The 18,493-nt window shown below is 62.6% G+C and carries 17 protein-coding genes; 8 read left to right on the top strand and 9 right to left on the bottom strand.

Annotated elements, in window-relative coordinates; translation table 11 throughout:
* Positions 1–14 precede the first annotated feature (14 nt).
* The 9 genes from F6V30_RS09665 to F6V30_RS09625 form a co-directional block, all read right to left on the bottom strand.
* Entirely contained in the window at positions 15–734 is a 720-nt protein-coding gene (locus F6V30_RS09665) for a TVP38/TMEM64 family protein (RefSeq protein WP_246163405.1), read from the bottom strand.
* A 50-nt stretch (positions 735–784) separates the two neighbouring features.
* A complete protein-coding gene (locus F6V30_RS09660) occupies positions 785–1,618 on the bottom strand; it encodes a hypothetical protein (RefSeq protein ID WP_151156767.1) in 834 nt (277 codons plus the stop codon).
* Between the two features lie 65 nt (positions 1,619–1,683).
* A complete protein-coding gene (locus F6V30_RS09655) occupies positions 1,684–2,676 on the bottom strand; it encodes a sulfurtransferase (RefSeq protein ID WP_191965640.1) in 993 nt (330 codons plus the stop codon).
* 363 nt (positions 2,677–3,039) lie between these two features.
* Entirely contained in the window at positions 3,040–3,459 is a 420-nt protein-coding gene (locus F6V30_RS09650) for a c-type cytochrome (protein WP_191965639.1), read from the bottom strand.
* Between the two features lie 238 nt (positions 3,460–3,697).
* Positions 3,698–5,401, bottom strand: a complete 1,704-nt coding sequence (locus F6V30_RS09645; RefSeq protein ID WP_151156764.1) for a beta-propeller fold lactonase family protein — start codon at positions 5,399–5,401, stop codon at positions 3,698–3,700.
* A 217-nt stretch (positions 5,402–5,618) separates the two neighbouring features.
* Positions 5,619–6,197: a fibronectin type III domain-containing protein gene (locus F6V30_RS09640; RefSeq protein ID WP_151156763.1), complete on the bottom strand. Its 579-nt coding sequence runs from the start codon at positions 6,195–6,197 to the stop codon at positions 5,619–5,621.
* A gap of 358 nt (positions 6,198–6,555) precedes the next feature.
* Positions 6,556–7,026 carry a hypothetical protein gene (locus tag F6V30_RS09635; protein WP_151156762.1) on the bottom strand — a complete coding sequence of 157 codons (471 nt, stop codon included), beginning with the start codon at positions 7,024–7,026 and terminating at the stop codon, positions 6,556–6,558.
* Positions 7,016–7,987: a DUF2950 domain-containing protein gene (locus F6V30_RS09630; protein ID WP_246163403.1), complete on the bottom strand. Its 972-nt coding sequence runs from the start codon at positions 7,985–7,987 to the stop codon at positions 7,016–7,018. Before F6V30_RS09630 ends, F6V30_RS09635 begins: the two co-directional genes overlap by 11 nt.
* 69 nt (positions 7,988–8,056) lie before the next feature.
* Positions 8,057–9,235 (bottom strand): DUF3300 domain-containing protein, encoded by a 1,179-nt coding sequence (locus F6V30_RS09625; protein ID WP_151156761.1) that lies wholly within the window; start codon positions 9,233–9,235, stop codon positions 8,057–8,059.
* Between the two features lie 358 nt (positions 9,236–9,593).
* Here F6V30_RS09625 and F6V30_RS09620 point away from each other — a divergent pair, with 358 nt between their 5' ends.
* From F6V30_RS09620 to F6V30_RS09585, 8 genes are all read left to right on the top strand, one after another.
* Complete coding sequence (locus tag F6V30_RS09620) at positions 9,594–9,968, top strand: hypothetical protein (RefSeq protein WP_151156760.1); 375 nt, start codon at positions 9,594–9,596, stop codon at positions 9,966–9,968.
* A 628-nt stretch (positions 9,969–10,596) separates the two neighbouring features.
* Positions 10,597–12,294 carry a methyl-accepting chemotaxis protein gene (locus tag F6V30_RS09615; protein ID WP_151156759.1) on the top strand — a complete coding sequence of 566 codons (1,698 nt, stop codon included), beginning with the start codon at positions 10,597–10,599 and terminating at the stop codon, positions 12,292–12,294.
* Positions 12,295–12,645: 351 nt separating this feature from the next.
* A complete protein-coding gene (locus tag F6V30_RS09610; protein WP_246163402.1) occupies positions 12,646–13,074 on the top strand; it encodes a DUF1499 domain-containing protein in 429 nt (142 codons plus the stop codon).
* 14 nt (positions 13,075–13,088) lie between these two features.
* Entirely contained in the window at positions 13,089–13,565 is a 477-nt protein-coding gene (locus F6V30_RS09605) for a hypothetical protein (RefSeq protein WP_191965638.1), read from the top strand.
* Between the two features lie 281 nt (positions 13,566–13,846).
* Positions 13,847–14,497, top strand: a complete 651-nt coding sequence (locus F6V30_RS09600; RefSeq protein WP_151156756.1) for a hydrolase — start codon at positions 13,847–13,849, stop codon at positions 14,495–14,497.
* A 44-nt stretch (positions 14,498–14,541) separates the two neighbouring features.
* Positions 14,542–16,368 carry an amidohydrolase gene (locus F6V30_RS09595; protein WP_151156755.1) on the top strand — a complete coding sequence of 609 codons (1,827 nt, stop codon included), beginning with the start codon at positions 14,542–14,544 and terminating at the stop codon, positions 16,366–16,368.
* Between the two features lie 78 nt (positions 16,369–16,446).
* On the top strand, positions 16,447–17,355 hold the full coding sequence (locus tag F6V30_RS09590; protein ID WP_151156754.1) for a pirin family protein: 909 nt from the start codon (positions 16,447–16,449) through the stop codon (positions 17,353–17,355).
* Position 17,356: 1 nt separating this feature from the next.
* Positions 17,357–18,493: a potassium channel family protein gene (locus tag F6V30_RS09585; RefSeq protein ID WP_151156753.1), complete on the top strand. Its 1,137-nt coding sequence runs from the start codon at positions 17,357–17,359 to the stop codon at positions 18,491–18,493.

Raw genomic sequence — 18,493 nt, 5'->3', positions numbered from 1 at the left:
CCCGAAATCCGTTTTTAGTCGGCAACCAGCGTTTTTTGCCCCCCGCCCCTCTTGAAGCGCCGGTAGGCCACCGGCATGAGCGACACCAGCGCCACCAGGCCGATGCCCAGGAGCGCCGTCGCCGAAACCGCGCCTTTGACCAGCCCCAAAAGCGAACTGGAAAAGACGATGAAGGCGATGCAGGCCGGCAGCATGCAGACAAAGGAGGCCGCCGCGTAGTGGGTAAAGGGAACCGTGGTCAGGCCGAAGGCATAGTTCAGCAGGTTGAAGGGAAAGGCGGGGATCAGGCGGGTGAAGGCCACCACCTTCCAGCCATGCTGCGCCACCTCATTGTCCAGCCGCTGCCATTTGGGGCCGGTGAGCTGTCTGGCCACCCAGTCCCGCGCGCCGTAGCGGGCGACCAGAAAGGCCAGGGAGGCGCCGAGGGTGGCCCCGGTGATGGCGTAGACCACACCCCACACCGGGCCGAAGAGGATGCCGCCGATGACGGTGATCGGCAGGCCGGGGAGGAACAGCACCGGCGCCAGGCTATAGATCAGGATGTATATGGCCGGGGCCAGGATCCCGTAGGAGGCGATCAGCGCCTGCAACCGCTCCTGCTGGAGGTAGTGGCTGGCACCAGACAGGTGCACCCCGGCCACGGCCGCCGCCACCAGGGCCAGCACCAGCGGCGCTTTCCAGGAGCGATTTTTGTTGCACCCCTGTTCGGGGGGTAAGGTTCTTTCCCGTGTCACGGCATATCCTTTCCTTGGTTTGTAACATTCCTTGGGGTGCCGATGCAACCTCAGGGGGTCTTGTAGTACAGGGCAAACGAATAGTTCGCCCCGGCGGCCGTGTTCTGGCCGTAGATATCGGGGCGGTAGCTCACCTCCACCCCCCATGCGGGGGTCACCTTGTAGCCCACAGTCAGGTCCAGCTTCCCCAGGTCGAAATTATTGGTGGTCGTGGGGTTGCCGCTGCCGTCCTGCCTTTTTCCGTTATCCACGCTGTAGATGCCGTCGAGCTTGGCCCGGGTGAAGATGCTTTTGGTGATATCGACGCCGAACTCGATCAGGTAGCGGACCTCGTCGGACGGGCCATCCGCGCGCCAGCGGTAGCCGACCTCCACATTACCGTAACCGGGGATAAACGGGTAGAGGGAGCGGCCGTAGAGCAATCTGAGTTCCGTATCGAACTGGCCGTTGCCCAGGGGCAGGGGGTCTGCCTTGTCATAGGCGCCCGGAATCTTGACGAGCAGTTGCGTCGAGACGATGCCGGCATTACTGTCCAGCAGCTTGTAGCGCAGCCCCAGGTCCACATCCCCCAGGCTGCTGGCCGTGGAATGGACCGTATCGTCCTTGTTGTCCAGCCACTTGTAGGTCAGCGAGTTGATGACCGTCAGATCGTCCCGCAGACCGTACTCGAAATAGTTGCTGATATTGTTGTCCGTGAATTTCCCGTTATTGGCCGTGCCGCCCCGATTCCCCGACCGGTCGAAGTTCTCGTGGGCATAGTAGTAATTGTACGACAGCTTTTCATACAAGGCGTTCTTCGGGGCGGTCCAGGCACCGGCGAAAGCCGTGCCGGCGTATGCCGCCACCAGGGTGGTCATGAGTGTCGTGATTGCCGTGCGTTTCAAGGTACTGCCTCCTTATGTGCCGCAAGCGCCGGGGACATCGTGAGCCCCCGGCGGGATGGGTTCGGTTATGGGTTGGTGCCGGTGGAAATGGGATAGACATAGTTTCCCGACGTGTCCTTGGCGGCGCTCCACTCGCCCCAGGAACCGGTATAGTTCTTGACCCTCGTGAAGCCGAGCCCCAAAAGGGTATCCGAGGCATAGGCGGAGCGTACCCCGGCCTGGCAATGGACGATTATCTCCTTGTCGGGCGTGATGCCGTACTGGGCCAGCAGGGCCAGGATATCGGTGCTGCTCTTCAGCACATAGGCCCCGGTGCTGCCCTGCTGCTGGAGATTCGTCCAGTCGAGGTTGACCGCATAGGGGATGTGTCCCCCCCGCGGGTTGGTGCGGAGGTCATAGCCGATATACTCCAGCGGGGTCCGCGCGTCCCAGATGACCGTGCCCGGCACGTTGATGCGGGACAGGACATAGGAGGCGCTGACATCGATATCCGCCGTGCTGGTCACGGCATAGGAGATGGTGTTGGCCGTGGGCGTCGTGGAATTGGCCTTGGTCGCCTTGGCACGCCCTTCCGCGATCCACTTCTGGTAGCCGCCGTCAAGGATGGCGACGTTTTTGTGCCCGTAGCGGAGCAGGGTCCAGACGAAACGCCCCACCGAGGAACTGTTGTCGGTGTCGTAGGCCACCACCTTGGTGGAGGGGGTAATCCCCAGCTTGTCGGCCAGGGCGACGAATTCGGCCTGGGTCAGGCCGAGGGTGCCGGGCAAACCGGTCGCCGAGGCCGTGGCGGAATTCAGAGACACGGTGTTCCGAATGGCCCCGGGGATATGGCCGGTGCTATAGGCGCTGAAGGCCCGGACATCGACGACGAGGACATTCTGCTGCTCTGCGGCCAGGGCTGCCGTGGTGGTGAAATTCTCCACGGCCTTGGCCACGGTGGCGGCCGGCGTTGAGCTTGTGGAAGTGCTGCTGGTGCTGCTGCCGCAACCGGCGAGGACTCCCGAGAGTGCAAGGGTCAGGGCGAAACCTGCGGCGGTGAGCAAACGGTGTGATTTCATGGTGGTCATGCTCCTTTCGTTGTCTGTATTTGATCGCATCACTGCGCCACGCTTGCGAACCAGGTGCGAATGACAGCCGCCATTGATACGCTCTTTCTTTTTGCCGGATCGACCGCCGCCCAGGCGTACTGTTCGACAATAAAAAAAGGAGGTTAAGGCCATGAGTGTGACTCACTCTGCCTTAACCTCCAGTTTTTCTGGTCGGTCGCTGGTTATGGGTGTTCTTGAACGTTTCAACAGGCGCCGTTGTCGCACTGGCCATGGCGTATGTGACGGTCAAAATAGCAACGCATTTGCACGTTGTCAATATAAAAATACTTTATCTATAAATATTATATTTATTAATTGATTATTAGACCTCCCTCAATGACACGGCAGCAGTTGGGCGATGATATCTATCTGGTCCGTGGTCAGGGTGGTAAGTGTGCCCATGCCGCCCGTGTTGGCCGCAATAGCCGCCTTGATATGGTCGGGGGTGCCATCCATGATGGTGCTGGCCGCAAGCGGGCCGTGACATCCGGCACAGTATGCAGTGTACAGATTTGCGCCGCCGGTTGCAGAAACCGTTGCAACCTGTTCGCTGGCCGGGCTTTCCTCGCCGGAGCCGTTTACCGCCGTCACAACATAGAAATAGGTTTGGCTGACAAGCAGCCCATCATGGTGATACGGGCTGCTTACTCCTGATATTTTTATGCCTGTCGCCGTGGTCACCCCCGGATTTGCAGACCAGTAGATGTTGTAGGAGGTTGCGCCGGGAACCGGATTCCAGGCGAGTGTCACCATATTGACTCCACCAGTGGCGGTTACGCCCGCCGGGGAGTCCAATGCTGTTTTTGCGGTGGCGGACCGGGTAGTGGCGCCGTCTCCGCAGCCGGCAGTCAACAGGCTACAGCACAGGCCAACCAAGCAGAAAATTCTCGGGATGCTTTTCATACGTTCTCCATTACTGGATGAGTAGCGGCTTTGTCGCCGCCCCAGAGGGGCGGCGACAACATGAGTCAATTTTGAGAAAGCGGTGTCCCTAATCGCCGTTTATGCCGGGGAACAGAACGCCGTGCGGAGCCCAACCGATCTTTATGAAGCTGCCTATCTGGGCGACGCTGGGCGTGGCCGCCGACAGGCCGCTGGTGTTGAGCAGGATCAGCCATCCCTGATTCGTGGTGTCATACACCGAGTAGTAAAGGGTTCCCGTGGTCGGGTCCCATGACGCATGGCTGCCGCCGTAGCCGGGGGTATTGAAATGATAGATATCCGCTATTTTCGACGGATCGGGATTGGCGGTAAGCAGTGTCGAGATATCGATGAACTGCAGCCGGTTGCCCGGATCGCCGGGGAGAGACACCTCGCAGTCGGGCGAGGACAACTCGGTGACGAGGAGGTACTTGCCGTCCGGGGAAATGGCGTAGTTGTGCGGACGTCCCGGTATGGTGGCAATGATCTTTTGCGTGGCGATATCGATGACGTTGGTTCCGGAAGTGGGGGTTGTCACCCCGGCCGGCACCGGCCAGGTGTTGTTTCCGACAAAGAGATACTTGCCGTTGGGGTGGAGCCGCAGGGCGTGGAGGCTGCCGTAGCCCAGGTTGACATCCAGAATCTTGTTCGCATCCGTCGGCACCGAGGCGGGCAGGCCGGAGATGTCGTAGCCAACCGCGTGGTACGACCCGGCAGTGGTGGTGTAGTACTTTTTGCCGTCTGCCGAAACGGCGCCCACATGGGGCGCGGTGTTGCCGTTGGCGATATTGCCCAGATAGGCGTGGTTCTTTACGTCGAACACGTTGATGCCCTTGGGCGACTGGTCGGCGGAGATGAAAATGTACTTGCCGTCGGGAGATTGAACGTTTTGCACACCGCAACCGACGGCAAACGATTTCTTGATGAAGCTCCCCTTATTGCTGTCGTTGAGCGTACTGAAATTCCTGAAGGCAGCGGTATCGAACACATTCACGACCCCGGTCGCGCCCCCCTGGCCGCTGCATGACCACAATTCGCTTCCGTCGGCGGTCACGTTGGCGAAATGGCCGATCCTGGTGCCGGCCTGATTGGTGAAGCGCACGGTTTTCACTACGGTCTGGGAAACCCTGTCGATAAGCGAGATTCCCGGCACCGCCGGGCTGGAGCCCCCCGTATCCACCACATACCCGGTTTGCAGCTTGGGCAGGACGGAACTTGCCGCCGTGGTAACCGCGGCTGCGACATCGGCAAGCTTCGTGCCCGCCGGGACCTTTACGCCGCTATCGCCCAGCACGCCGCTGATGCCGAGGGAACTCGACACCGAGGTGACGACGGCATCGGAATTGGGGCCGATGGTGGCCGACAAGGGGCCGGTTTGCGTACTCAGATCGCTGGTGACAAGCGCGCGATAGATCGTGCCGTTGTTCAGGACCACCCGAAGGATGACGCCCGCTTGGCTCGACGGAGCGGTGATCGTGAGCCCGCTGAAGGTCCCGCCCGTGCCCGTGCTGTCCGGAATAACATTGACCGGTGCGACGCTGATGACGGCGCCCGTGGCGGCATCAAGAGCCGTAACGGTGCCGATGGAAGCCGTCGCGGCTCCCGCCGTCTTCAGGGTCGCCTTGGCGGCACCCGGCTCCAGCGCCCCGTTGATTGTCACGGTCTTTCCCGTTGATTGACCGGGAGCGGAACCGGAAGCGGAACTGCCGCAACCTGACAGGCCGAGGGACAAAACGGCCATGGCTGCAAGCAACAAACAGGTAAATCTTTTCATATGAACCTCCTGTGTGATGTTTCCTCCGGCAGAACCGGCGGTAGACTATGTAATCTCCCAAACATAAAGAGGCCGATGATCGTGCGCACCGCTTGTGCACGATCATCGGCCTCCAGTTTTCTGGTCAGCTGTTTGGTATAAATATTCTTACAACGGGCAAGCCATTGGCGGCAGGCCGCCTCGCCCCCTCCTTGGCCGCCCCCTCCCACGTAGCGGGTTAAAAGCCGAGGACATCCGCTATCGCCTGAAGCTGCGCAGACGTGAGGGCCGTCAAAGCGCCCATGCCACCTCTGTTGCCGGTAATTGCCGTCTGGATCTGGGCGGCGGTCCGCCCTTTTTTCTCGGATATCGCCAGCGGGTTGTGGCACCCGGAACAATTCGTTGCATAGAGGGCAAGGCCGTCAAGGGCCGTCGTCGTCGTTGCAGCGACATCCGACTCGGCGCTCTCGCCGGAAGCGTTCACCGCCGTCACAACATAGGCATACGTGGTGCCGACCGTCAGGTTCGTATGGCGGTACGGGCTGGTTACTCCGGCGATTTTCGTCGCGCCCATGTCCTTCATCACATGGGTGGGGTCGTTCGTCCAATAGATATTGTACGAAGTCGCACCGCTGACCGGACTCCACGAGACGGTCGCCTGATTGGTGCCGCTTGTCGCGGAGATGCCGGGCGGCGAGGCCGGCACGGCAAGGGTCGCGGTTGAGTTAGGAGACGCGCTGGAACCGCTGGTGCCGCAGGCGCTGAGCATAAAACCGACAAGGCACAGGCAAATCGTAATGAAGGTACCGTTCTTCATGGTTATTCCCTCTTTAGTATGGGTGGTGGTGCCGCAATTGAAATAAAAAAGGCCAAAATTAGCTTTCCCTATTTGGGAAAGGAAACCTTGGCCTCCAGTAGTTCTGGTCAGCAGTTTTGTTGGTCACATAGCGGCGGGATCAATATACCCACCTCATCCATCTATGTAAAAGATATTTCGTTATACTAAAATAGTCAAGCATTATTTACATATTTTTTACACAATCGTTTCAGCCGGAGAGGGGGGTAGCTATTCTGCGTCAACGGGGAAAGGTGGCATGATACCGCCGGCGATCTTGCTTCGACCGCCGAGGCGTGACTACGACACCGGGGCAGCGCTTTCCGAACCGCCGTGCCCTTCAGCCGGCATCGTCTGTTTTGTCCTCTGCCCGGCCATCGGATTCCTGGTCGAACGGCCACCGGTACGCGACAAGGAAAAGCCCGCAGGAGAGGAGAAGGGTAAGGCATGCCAGGGTAGAGGCGAGAGATTTCCCCTGCCACAGCCCGCCGAACCACTTCATGAATTCCACGGCAAGGACATTCGCCTTGCCGCCGTAGACCTCCAAATCGCGCAGGGATTGCTTCGACTCCTCAAATTCATAGGTTTGAGCGCTATCCGAAACATCTCCCGCGGCCAGATAGACCAGGGCGGAAATCCCCAAGCCAGCCAGCAGAATAACGGCGCTGCCGAGGTAGAGGCGCGTTTGCAGCCCGGTATGCCATGAATGTTTCTGCCTGCCTGTCCCCATACCCTCGGCCCATTCCTCCCAGCCGTACTCGGCACCATGTCTCGTTGCGTCGCGATGCCGCAGTTCCGGGCTACTGGTCAACCAGCTTCCAGGTCAGGTCCGGATTGTACCCCTTCAGCTTGCGCGCAATCTCCGCGGTCTTGGGCCCCAGGTTCTTCTCGTACACCCTGCCCCGCTGGTTCACGATGAACGTCATCACCCCCGAGACCCCCCACTTGGCGGGGTAGGCGACCAGGGCGTAGCCGGCCACCATGTTGTTGTTGATGACATAACTGAACCTGCCGCCCGGCGCGTTCTTGCCCTGGCGGGTGAGAATGCGGAAGTAGTAGCCGTGGTACGGCCGGGGGCCGTGGTCGCCGGCCGGATGCTTCCGCATGTACCCTTCTTCCTTCGCCTTGGCGACCAGGGGGCCGAGGGGGCTCTCTTTCTCGCCGGCCGCGGTCGGCCAATAGAGCCCGTCCTTTCTGCCCGGCCTGCTGATCATGCGTTGGGCGTATTTGGGCAACTGCTCGCCATCCGGTTCCGCCATGGCGTAATACTCCCGCTGGGCATCCACATAGGCCCGGCAGACGTTGATGGCCAGCAGTTCGTTGTGGCCGACGCGCCGGTTGACGATCTCCTCGCGCCCCTCTTCCATGTTGAACAGCCAGGTGTCGCCGCGCTTGACGATCGGCACGGGGAACGGCCATTTTTTCGCGCCGATGACCAGGATTGCCCTTGTCTCCCCCTCCCGGACCAACCCGATCCCCTCCTGCACGTGGCGGCTGAAGTGGTCGAACTCAGCGGCCTGTTCCACCGGATCGCCCGGCTCCAGCTCAACGGCAACCGGGCCGAAGATCCTGGCCAGCGCCCCGTGGTCCTTGTGCTGAACGGCATCCACCAGGGCCTGGCGGGCCGCCTCGGGCGATGCGAAGCTTTGCTGGAGCGGCACGGGCGGGGCGGCATCACCGACCGCCGGCCACACAGCCACCACCGCCAGCAGGGCGGCCAGGCACCACGCCCCCAAGCCGCGAAACAAGACTTTTCCCCTCTCCGTCATCATACGCGTCGTTCCTTTCCTGAGCGCAACCGGTCACCCGGCTGCGCAACCAATGACACCGACCACCCCTTACTAGCGTTGCCGCCGCAGGCCGCCGCCTCCGCCGCCTCCGCCGCCGGACGGCGCCGGGCGGGAGGCTGGCGCCGGACGCGAGACCGCCCTCTGGGCCGGTGCGCCCATGGAGGGTGTCCGGTTGACCGGCTGCATGGCTCCCCTGCTCGTCTGGCCGCGCTGACGGTAGGTAGCGGCGTCCCTGCTGCTGCCGTAACCGCCGTAGCCGGTTTGGGATGCCGGCTGCGACCTCTGGACGTCACGGCCCCGGTACACGTTGGCGGCAGCCGGCGGGCGGGTGCCGACCGCAGCCGGAGCGCCCTGCCCACCCCTGGCCGAAGGTGCCGGGCGGCCCGGGAGAGCGGGACGGAGTTGCACGGTGCGGCGAATCTCCCCGCGATAGCGCGTGGTATCGTGTTGCAGCGCCCCCCTGTTGACGCTGATCGTCCGGTAGCGGTTATTGATGTAGATGCTGTTCCCGCCCCGGACATGGAGCCGGGACCGGCCGATCCATCCCCCGCCCTGCCAGCCGTGGTAGTAGATGCGCCGGCCGTGCCAGTCGCAATCGCGGTTCAGCCAGGCGCCGATGATAAATCCGGTGCCGAACGTAAAGAACCCGTACCCCGGCTCCATATACACCATCTGGGGGTCGTACTGGGGAACATAGATCACATCGGGCGCGGCCGGGTCGATGCTGATGACCCCGCCCGAATCCACCACCTGCTGTTCCGGGGTGGAACCGAGATTGCCCCTGGCCTCCGCCTCGGCGCGCAGCCGCTGGATCGAGTCCATCACATCCTGCTGCTGGTTGATATAGGCTTGCCCCAGGGAGATGGTCCAGTCGAACTTCTGGTCCATCATGGCAAGCAGGCTGGGATAGTGGGCCACCGCCTTGACGCTCACGTCCCACGGCTGGTCGTCGATCCGGGCCGTTTGGCCGTACTGCCCGACGTAGCGGGCCGCCGCATCGATCTGGTCGCTGAACGTGGCCGCCGGGAGGATTTGGGCAAGCAGCGGGTCGGGATAGAGGGCGATGGGGGCGAGCAGGTCGTCCAGTTCCGCAGCCGTGAAGGGCGCGTCATACGCCTGCTCCCCCTCGTCGGCCGGGTCATACCGGTCGCCGTCGGCATACGCCGCGCTGCCTGCCAGGAGCCCCAGGGCGAGGAACGCCGCAGGTACCGTGATCAGAAATGTTTTCATGTCTCTCTCCATGGACGTGGGGTCCATCTACAGCGTACCGGAAACCAACGGAACGGTAAGCCCGTTTGGCCGGGGCCTGCCCGTACTCCGAATGAAAGTATATATCCATTGAACGCAGATGCCATGCCGTTGGTTACAAATTAATTTGCCCGCCGGCGCGGCAGTCAGTCCCGCCGGCCTTGCCGCCGTCCCCAGGCAAAAGCGTTCCAGAGCCTTGGGCCCCGCGGGGCGGATGCAATCGCCTCCCTTGAATTTATATTGAAAGTTGGGGGTCCATCGGGTAGAAAAGGAGGGAATGGTGCGACGGATCGGAACACGTCCGGCCTGTTGGAAAATCCATGATGATGGAGCGCCTGGATTGATACGACTTCTGCTCGGCACAATGCTCATTGCCATTGTGCTGCTCTTCATGTACCGCCCCGTTTTTCCCACGAAGCACCTCGGCCCTGCGGCGGCTGCGGCCATCCGCAAAGGCACCACGAACAAGGCCCAGGTACGGGCCCTTCTGGGCGAGCCCCAGTCTGCCGAACGGCAGGTCCCCCTGCGCCAGGTGCCCGGGAGCGAGCCGCTGCCGGCCAAGTATACCGCTTCCGAGATCTGGACCTACTGGACCGTCAGCAAGCACAGGTCGTCGGATGCCGCCCCCGGCACCGGGCCCGGGCACTTTTTCATCATCGTCTTCTTCGACGCCCGGGGGATGGTGCTCGACTGCGACACCAAACAGGATGAGTGACCCCCCTGCGCCGGGGCGGATGCGTGGGGGAACGGCACGCACGAGGGGCCGAATCCCCCGCAGAATCCCGGCGCGGCGGCAGCCCGGCACCCCGGCGGGAGGGGAAAAACACGCCCCCTGGAGGTTTTATTTGTATTGGTTACCCGACTAATGCTAATCTTATCCCATGCACACCTTGGCAAATACCATCATCCTGTGCGGACTGATCTTCGGTCTCATCCTCTTCTTCATCGCGCGTAGACGCTAGGCCCCGCCACGGCCGTCTTCCCGATGTCCGGCCGCCCGGAACAGGCAACAGCCGCTTCTCGTATTTCAGAATTCACTATTTTGCCGTTGACGCCGTGACGCTCTTTCGATACCCGTGTCCCGTGCCCCCCGATCGATGCGCTTTGACGGCGCTTCCGGTCACCATCAGCATCGACATTACGGAACTGCGGAGCATCCCTGCCGGAACGCGCCGGCGAGGCGCCGCGCCCGGCGGAGAGCAACGGCCGAAACCGCATTGAAGCTCCGTAGCCCCCACCAGAGATATCTTATATTTTTCTGATATACTTGCTCCGTCTTCAACGCCGTGGCGATGATTCCGGTGCCGCAGCTAAAATTTGTTCTTACGACAGGGGGAGGCGACATGGCTACGGGAAAACAGGGAGTAAGGTTCGGGAACAAGATTCTCTTCATGGTGCTGGCGTGCAGCATCGGGCTGGCATTGGCGACCACCTGCATCGCCTTGAAGGAGTACGTGGCCTCGTACCACAGATCCATCGAAATGTATAAGAAATCCCTGTTCAACGATTTCGACGTCCAGGCGCGAAACGAGGTGGAGACGGCCGTCAGCCTGTTGCAGGCGGTCTACGACCGCGCCCAGAAGGAGGGCGTATCGCCGGAAGTGGCCCGGAAACAGGGCGCCGACCTGCTGCGCGGTCTGAAGTACGGCAAGGACGGCTATTTCTGGGCCGATACGACCGAGGGGATCAACGTCGTCATTTTGGGCAAGCCGGTCGAAGGCAAGAGTCGCATTGATTCCCAGGACGCCAAGGGTAAATACCTCGTCCGGGAGATCATCCGGAACGGGAGACAGCCGGGTGGCGGCTTCACCGACTACTGGTTCCCCCGGGCGGGTGAAACGACCCCCGCTCCGAAACGGGGCTACTCGGTGGAATTCAAGCCCTTCGGCTGGGTGATCGGCACCGGCAACTACGTGGACGACCTGGACGCACTGGTCAAGAAGGCCGCCGACGAGAGCATGACAAGCCTCAGACAGGGAATCTATCTGATCATCGGCGTCACTCTGGTCCTGATCATCCTCATCTCCGTCATCTCGATCTTCGTCACCAGGCGCCTGCTGCTCCATATCGGCACCGAACCGGCCCATCTGGAGGAGATCACCCAGCAGGTGGCGGCCGGCGATCTGACCTACTGTTTCGAGCAGGGCAGTGGCGGAATCTATGAGGCCATGCGCCGGATGGTGGAGCAGTTGCGCCAGGTCATGGACAAGGTCAACAAGAGTTCCCAGGAGGTGGCCTCGGCATCGGTGCAGTTGAGCAGCAACGCCGATCAGATGGCCAGCGCCTCCCACCAGGTCGTCGGCCAGGCCAACACCGTGGCCACGGCCAGCGAAGAGATGTCGGCCACCAGCATGGATATCGCCAACAACTGCCACCGGGCGGCGGAGAGTTCCAACCAGGCCAGCAAGACGGCCCAGGCCGGCGCCGCCATCGTCAGGAGCACGGTGGACGGCATGAGCCGCATCGCCGGCAAGGTGCGCAGTTCCGCCACCGTGGTGGAACAGTTGGGCACCCGTTCCGACCAGATCGGCGCGATCGTGGCCACCATCGAGGATATTGCCGACCAGACCAACCTGCTGGCCCTGAACGCGGCCATCGAGGCGGCCCGCGCCGGAGAGCAGGGACGCGGGTTTGCGGTGGTCGCCGACGAGGTTCGGGCCCTGGCCGAACGCACCGCGCGGGCCACCCGCGAGATCGGCGAGATGATCAAGAATATCCAGGGAGAGACCCGCCAGGCGGTGGCCGCCATGGAGGAGGGGGTCCGGGAGGTGGAGCAGGGAACGAACGAAGCCGCCCGCTCCGGTCAGGCGCTGGAGGAGATTCTGGAAAAGATCAACGAGGTGACCACGCAGATCAGCCAGATCGCCACGGCTGCGGAGGAGCAGACCGCCACGACCCGGGAGATATCCAACAATATTCAGCAGATTTCCGATGTGGTGGAGATGAGCGCCAAGAGTTCCATGGACATCTCCCAATCGTCCTCGAGCCTGTCCCGGCTCTCCGTGGAGTTGCAGGATATGGTCAGGATGTTCCGGGTCTAGCCCGGTCATATACGAGAAGAGCCCACCAAGCAATTCGGTGGGCTCATTTTTCTCGTATTGGTTCCAGTCAGGAATGATCCGGGCTTTGGCCGCCCGGAACTGTTTCACATCCTATGTGTCATACCGGCCCGGTGGCGTGTCATCCATAGAAAATCACGCCTCCTTACACCTGGTTTGTACTTCCTTCTACCTGACTGAAGTATAACCGGCCCGGGCGGATAAAAACAGTCTGTTGAAATTATTTTTATGCGCGTATACTGAAAAATCGGTGGTCCGCCAAGGAACAAGCCGCCATGCGCGGTCCGGACAGCGAAGGGGCGTATGGGCCATATTTTGCGAGCGGACATCATCATGGGCATACTGTCAGGCCTTTTGGCCGCGTGCACCGGCGAACGCCCCACCAACCTGGGGGTGCGGGACGGCCGGCTGACCGCCTGCCCCCCCTCGCCCAACTGTGTGCTGAGCCAGTCTGGCGACGAGCGGCACCGGATTGCGCCCCTGTCGTTCACGGGCGAACCGGAGGCCGCCTTTGCCCGCCTGAAACAGCTTCTCTCCCGACGGGCCGATGCGACCATCATCGAAGAACGCCCCGGGTATCTGCGGGCCGAGCTACGGACAACCCTCTTTACGGATGATGCCGAATTTCTGCTGGACCGGGAACGGAGCAGCATCCAGGTACGCTCCGCCTCGCGGCTCGGGTATTCCGACCTGGGGAAAAACCGTCGCCGGATGGAGGAGATCCGTGAGGCGTTCCGGGTTATGCCTACGCCAGCTTTCTAAGGAGGTGGCCGGAGATGCGCAGTGCCGCAGCAGATCGGATGTTCCTTTGGGCAGTGATCTTCATGGCGCTGTCCGGCTGTACCGAAAAGCCGACAGGCCTCGGCGATCTCTACCTGGAATCCCGGACCGCCCTTGAGGCGTATAAATCCGGCAATCACAGCTATACCCCCGCCAACAGACAGGTCTCCGTCACCACAAAACAGGATGCAACCCAACTCAGGATTATCGCCATCGGCTTTGTCAACGGCAGGAAGATGGCGTTGCACCTTACCTTCCCCACCGAGTGCCTTTTGAAACACGCGGCATGTCTCCACAATGCCAACCAGGAGTTCGCAGCCTTGAAAAAATGCGTGGACACGGCGACGAGCGGCTCTCCTGCACCGGCTTCCTGCTCCGTCTCCTCGCTGATCATCAACGACGGGACCGGCGCCATCATCAGGGACCGCATCCATGCTTCCCATATGGACGTGTGGGTGTACGACGTGGATTAAACCGGTGTTCGCCCATTACGGGGCGTTGCACGACAGGACGCAAGCGCTGCGCCCCTACTCCCTTGAAACGGAGTGAGGAACGTCCCGCCGGACATGGCCGGGCCGCCGAAGGAGATACCCTTTCGTGCTGCCCGGCCTTTCTTATTGGGCGCGGAGGGAAGAGAGGGCTTGGACCGCTCCCCTCTCCCGGCCGCATTTTACTGTTGCAACTTTTTTTTGAAAGGACTTAAACTGACATTAAGGATAAAAATAGTCCTATATGGGGGGGGGGAGGGATTCCCATGAAAACAGAACTACTCAACCCGGCCAACAGCGCCGTCATCTTCATCGACTTTCAGCCCCAGATGACTTTCGGGGTTGCCAACATCGACCGCCAGACCCTTTTCAACAATGTCCTGCTGCTGGCCAAAGCGGCCCAGATCTTCAAGGTCCCCGTCATCCTCACCACCGTTGAGACGAAGAGCTTCTCGGGCAATATGTGGCCCCAACTCCTGGACATCTTTCCCGGCCAGGAACCGATCGAGCGCAGTTCCATGAACTCGTGGGAAAGCGAGGAGTTCGTCGCCGCGGTGAAGGCGACCGGGAGAAGCAAGCTGGTCATGGCCGCCCTCTGGACCGAGGTCTGCCTGACCTTCCCGGCCCTGGAGGCCATGAGGGCCGGGTTCGAGGTCTATGCCGTGGAGGACGCCTCGGGGGGCACTTCGGTAACGGCGCACAACGCGGCCATGCGGCGCATGGAACAGGCGGGCGCAATCCCGGTGACCGCGCTCCAGGTACTTCTCGAGTACCAACGTGACTGGGCGCACAAAGAGACCTACAACGACGTCATGGCGGTGGTCAAGGAACTGTGCGGAGCCTACGGCCAGGGCGTGGAGTACGCCTACACCATGGTGCACGGCGCACCTCCCAGCCGGGCCGGCGCCGGGCACTAGCCTCCACCCCTGGCTGGAACACCGCCCTCAAAGGGGGTAGCGCTATGAACGCACCTGACATGATTCTGTATAACGGCGCCATTGCCGCAGCGGATGGTGTCCCTTCCACGGTTTCCGCCCTTGCCCTGAGCGACGGCAAGATCACCGCCCTGGGCGGCGAAGAGCTGCTCAAGGATGCCCCCGCCGCGACCAGGCGGATCGACCTCAAAGGACACACCGTCATCCCCGGCCTGAACGATTCCCACATCCACGTCATCCGGGGCGGCCTCAACTTCAACATGGAACTGCGCTGGGACGGCGTTCCGTCCCTGACCCTGGCGCTGCGCATGCTGCGCGAGCAGGCCCGCCGCACCCCGCCGCCCCAGTGGGTGCGGGTCATCGGCGGCTGGACCGAGTTCCAGTTCGTCGAGCGGCGCATGCCGACTCTGGAGGAGATCAACGCCGCCGCGCCGGACACCCCGGTCTTTGTCCTGCACCTGTACGACCGGGCGTTCGTCAACCGGGCCGGACTCCGAGCCCTGGGGTACACGAAGGAGACCCCCAATCCAACCGGCGGGGAGATCCAGCGGGACAGGGGGGGCAATCCCACCGGCCTGTTGATCGCCAAGCCCAACGCCCTGATCCTCTACGCCAGCCTGGCCAAGGGGCCGAAGCTCGGCTTCGACGACCAGGTCAACTCCACCCGCCACTTCATGCGCGAGCTGAACCGGCTCGGAATCACCAGTTGCATCGACGCCGGCGGCGGCTTCCAGAACTACCCCGACGACTACCGGGTGGTGGAGGAGTTGGCGGGACGGGACGAACTGACCCTGCGCATCGCCTACAACCTGTTCACCCAGCGCCCCGGTCAGGAGTACGACGACTTTGCCCACTGGGCCGAGATCACCGAACCGGGAAAGGGGAACGATGTCTACAAGGTAAACGGCGCAGGCGAGATGCTGGTCTTTTCCGCCGCCGACTTCGAGGACTTCCTGGAGCCGCGCCCCGACCTGCAACCGGTCTTGGAGGCGGAGCTGAAAAAGGTGGTGGCCCTGCTGGTGGAGAAACGCTGGCCGTTTCGGCTGCACGCCACCTACGATGAATCCATCACCCGTTTTCTGGACGTGTTCGAGGCCATCGACCGGGAGATCCCCTTCGACGGGCTGCGCTGGTTCTTCGACCATGCCGAGACCATCTCGGAGCGGAACATGGAGCGGGTGCGCCGCCTGGGGGGCGGCATCGCCATCCAGGACCGCATGGCCTTCCAGGGCGAGTACTTCGTGGCGCGCTACGGGAAAAAAGCGGCCAGCATGTCCCCGCCCATCTCGACCATGCTCCGCATGGGGATTCCGGTGGGCGCCGGCACGGACGCCACCAGGGTGGCGAGCTACAACCCCTGGGTCTCGCTCTACTGGCTGGTGACCGGCAAGACCGTGGGCGGCCTCTCCCTGTACGGCGAGGAGAACCGCCTGGACCGGGCCACGGCCCTTGGCCTCTACACCGAGGGGAGTTCATGGTTTTCCGGGGACGCCGGCAAAAAGGGGCGGATCGCGGTGGGGCAACTCGCCGACCTGTCGGTGCTGTCGGCCGACTACTTCAGCGTGCCCGACGAGGAGATCAAGGGGATCGAGTCGCTGTTGACCATCATGGGGGGGCGCATCGTCCATGGGGCGGGCGACTTTGCCTCCCTGGCGCCGCCCCTGCCGCCGGTCTCTCCCGACTGGTCGCCCACGGGCGTCTACGGCGGGGCGTACCGGGATGGGCACGGCGCGCCCGAGGCGCCCGCCCTGGCAGCGGCCGTCTCATGCGACGACCCGCTCCACCGGCATACCCACCGGGTATTCGGCGAGGACGGTCCCTGGGGGGTCGGTTGTACATGCTTTGCATTCTGATATGATTGTGGGGTGTATGAGTCCCATAGGTCCTATGGGACTCATACACCCCAAATCTCCCTGAAAGGAAATTCCCCCATGACCACCCGCGCCATCGACAAACTGTACAAGAGCCGTCCCACCGTGGAGGGGGCCGGCGTCCACCTGAAACGCGCCTTTGGCAACTCCCAGGTGCCGCTGTTCGACCCGTTCCTGATGCTGGACGACTTCCACACCGCCAACCCGGCCGAGTATCTGCCCGGCTTTCCCTGGCACCCCCACCGGGGCATCGAGACCATCACCTATGTCCTGGAAGGCCTGGTGGAACATGGGGACAGCATGGGCAACAAGGGGGTCATCGGCCCCGGCGACGTGCAGTGGATGACCGCCGGCAGCGGCATCATCCACCAGGAGATGCCCCAGAAAAGCCCCACCGGCATGATGTGGGGCTTCCAGTTTTGGGCCAACCTGCCGGCCGGCCAGAAGATGATGGCGCCCCGCTACCGGGACGTGAGGGCGGCCGACATCCCGGAGGTCACCCTGGATACGGGGGTCAGGATCAAGGTCGTCAGCGGCCGGGTCAATGGGGTCCAGGGGCCGGTGCGGGACATCGTGATCGATCCGGAGATGCTGGATGTGAGCATCCCGGCCGGCGCCACCTTTCGCCACCCGGTCACGGCGGGACACACCGCCATCGCCTACGTGCTGGACGGCGAGGGGTATTTCGACGAGCAGCGTGACGCCTTTGCCTACGAGATGGCGGGCGCGGGGTGGATGGACCTGGACCGGCGCTGCATCTGCGGCCCCGAGACCGTGGTCCTCTACAAGCGGGAAGGGAGCGAGGTGCAGGTCGTGGCGGGAGAGCAGCCGGTCCGGTTCCTGTTCATCGCGGGGAAACCGCTCCATGAGCCGGTGGCCTGGTACGGCCCCATCGTCATGAACACCCAGGAAGAGTTGCGGGTCGCCTTCGAGGAATTCCAGAACGGCACCTTCATCAAGAGCAGATAACGTGACGGTCCTGGCGATCATATCCGGCATTGCCCTGGTCCTCCTGGTCCTGTGGGAGGGGTTCGAGACCATCGTCCTGCCGCGCCGGGTGACGCGCCGTTTCCGCCTCACCCGGTTTTTCTACCGGAGCAGCTGGCGTCCCTGGGTGCGGATGGTCATAGCCCTGATCCCCGCCCGGCGGCAGGAGACCTGGCTCAGCTATTTCGGTCCCCTGTCGCTCCTCTTGCTCCTGAGCTTCTGGGCCTTCGGCCTGATCTGCGGCTTTGCCCTCATCCACTGGGCCCTCGGCTCGGCGGTGCTGGCCCGGGACGGGGCCAGCGGCTTCCTCACCGACCTGTACCTGAGCGGCACCACCTTCTTCACCCTGGGGCTGGGGGACGTCGTTCCCCGCACCCCCCTGGCGCGCCTCCTGGTAGTGGTGGAATCGGGCATGGGATTCGCCTTTCTCGCCTTGGTGATCGGCTACCTGCCGGCCCTCAACCAGTCCTTCGCCCGCCGGGAGGTGAGCATCTCCCTCCTGGACGCCCGGGCCGGCTCGCCTCCCACCGCCTCGGAGATGCTCCGCCGCCACGGCTACGAACACGGCAAGGAGGCGCTGCGCCAGCTCCTGCACGAATGGGAGCGCTGGTCGGCGGAGTTCCTGGAGGGGCACCTCTCCTATCCGGTCCTGGCCTATTTCCGCTCCCAGCACGACAACCAGTCGTGGCTGGCGGCCCTGGCCGCGATCATGGACACCTGCGCACTGGTCATGGCCGGCCTGGAGGGGGCCTGCGAGCGCCAGGCGGAGTTGACCTTCGCCATGGCCCGCCACGCGGTCATCGACCTCTCCCTGGTCTTCAGGACCGCCCCGCGGGAGTCGATCCCGGACCGGCTGCCCCCGGGGCGGCTGGAGGAACTGCGCCTCCTTCTGGCCGAAAGCGGGCAGCACCTGCGGCAGGGCGAGGCCTTCGACCGGAAGCTGCGTGAATTGCGCCTTTTGTACGAGCCGTACGTCCACGAGCTTGCCGCCCACTTCCAGATCGCCCTTCCTCCCTGGATCGCTGCCGAGGATTCGGTGGACAACTGGCGGGGCAGCTTCTGGGAGCGGTCGGCCAAGGACAGGATATCGGTGCGGAAAGGCAGGGGTGAACACTTTTAG

This window comes from Oryzomonas sagensis (assembly GCF_008802355.1).
In the GTDB taxonomy this organism is placed as follows: Bacteria; Desulfobacterota; Desulfuromonadia; order Geobacterales; family Pseudopelobacteraceae; genus Oryzomonas; species Oryzomonas sagensis.
This window is presented reverse-complemented; position numbering and strand designations above follow the sequence as displayed.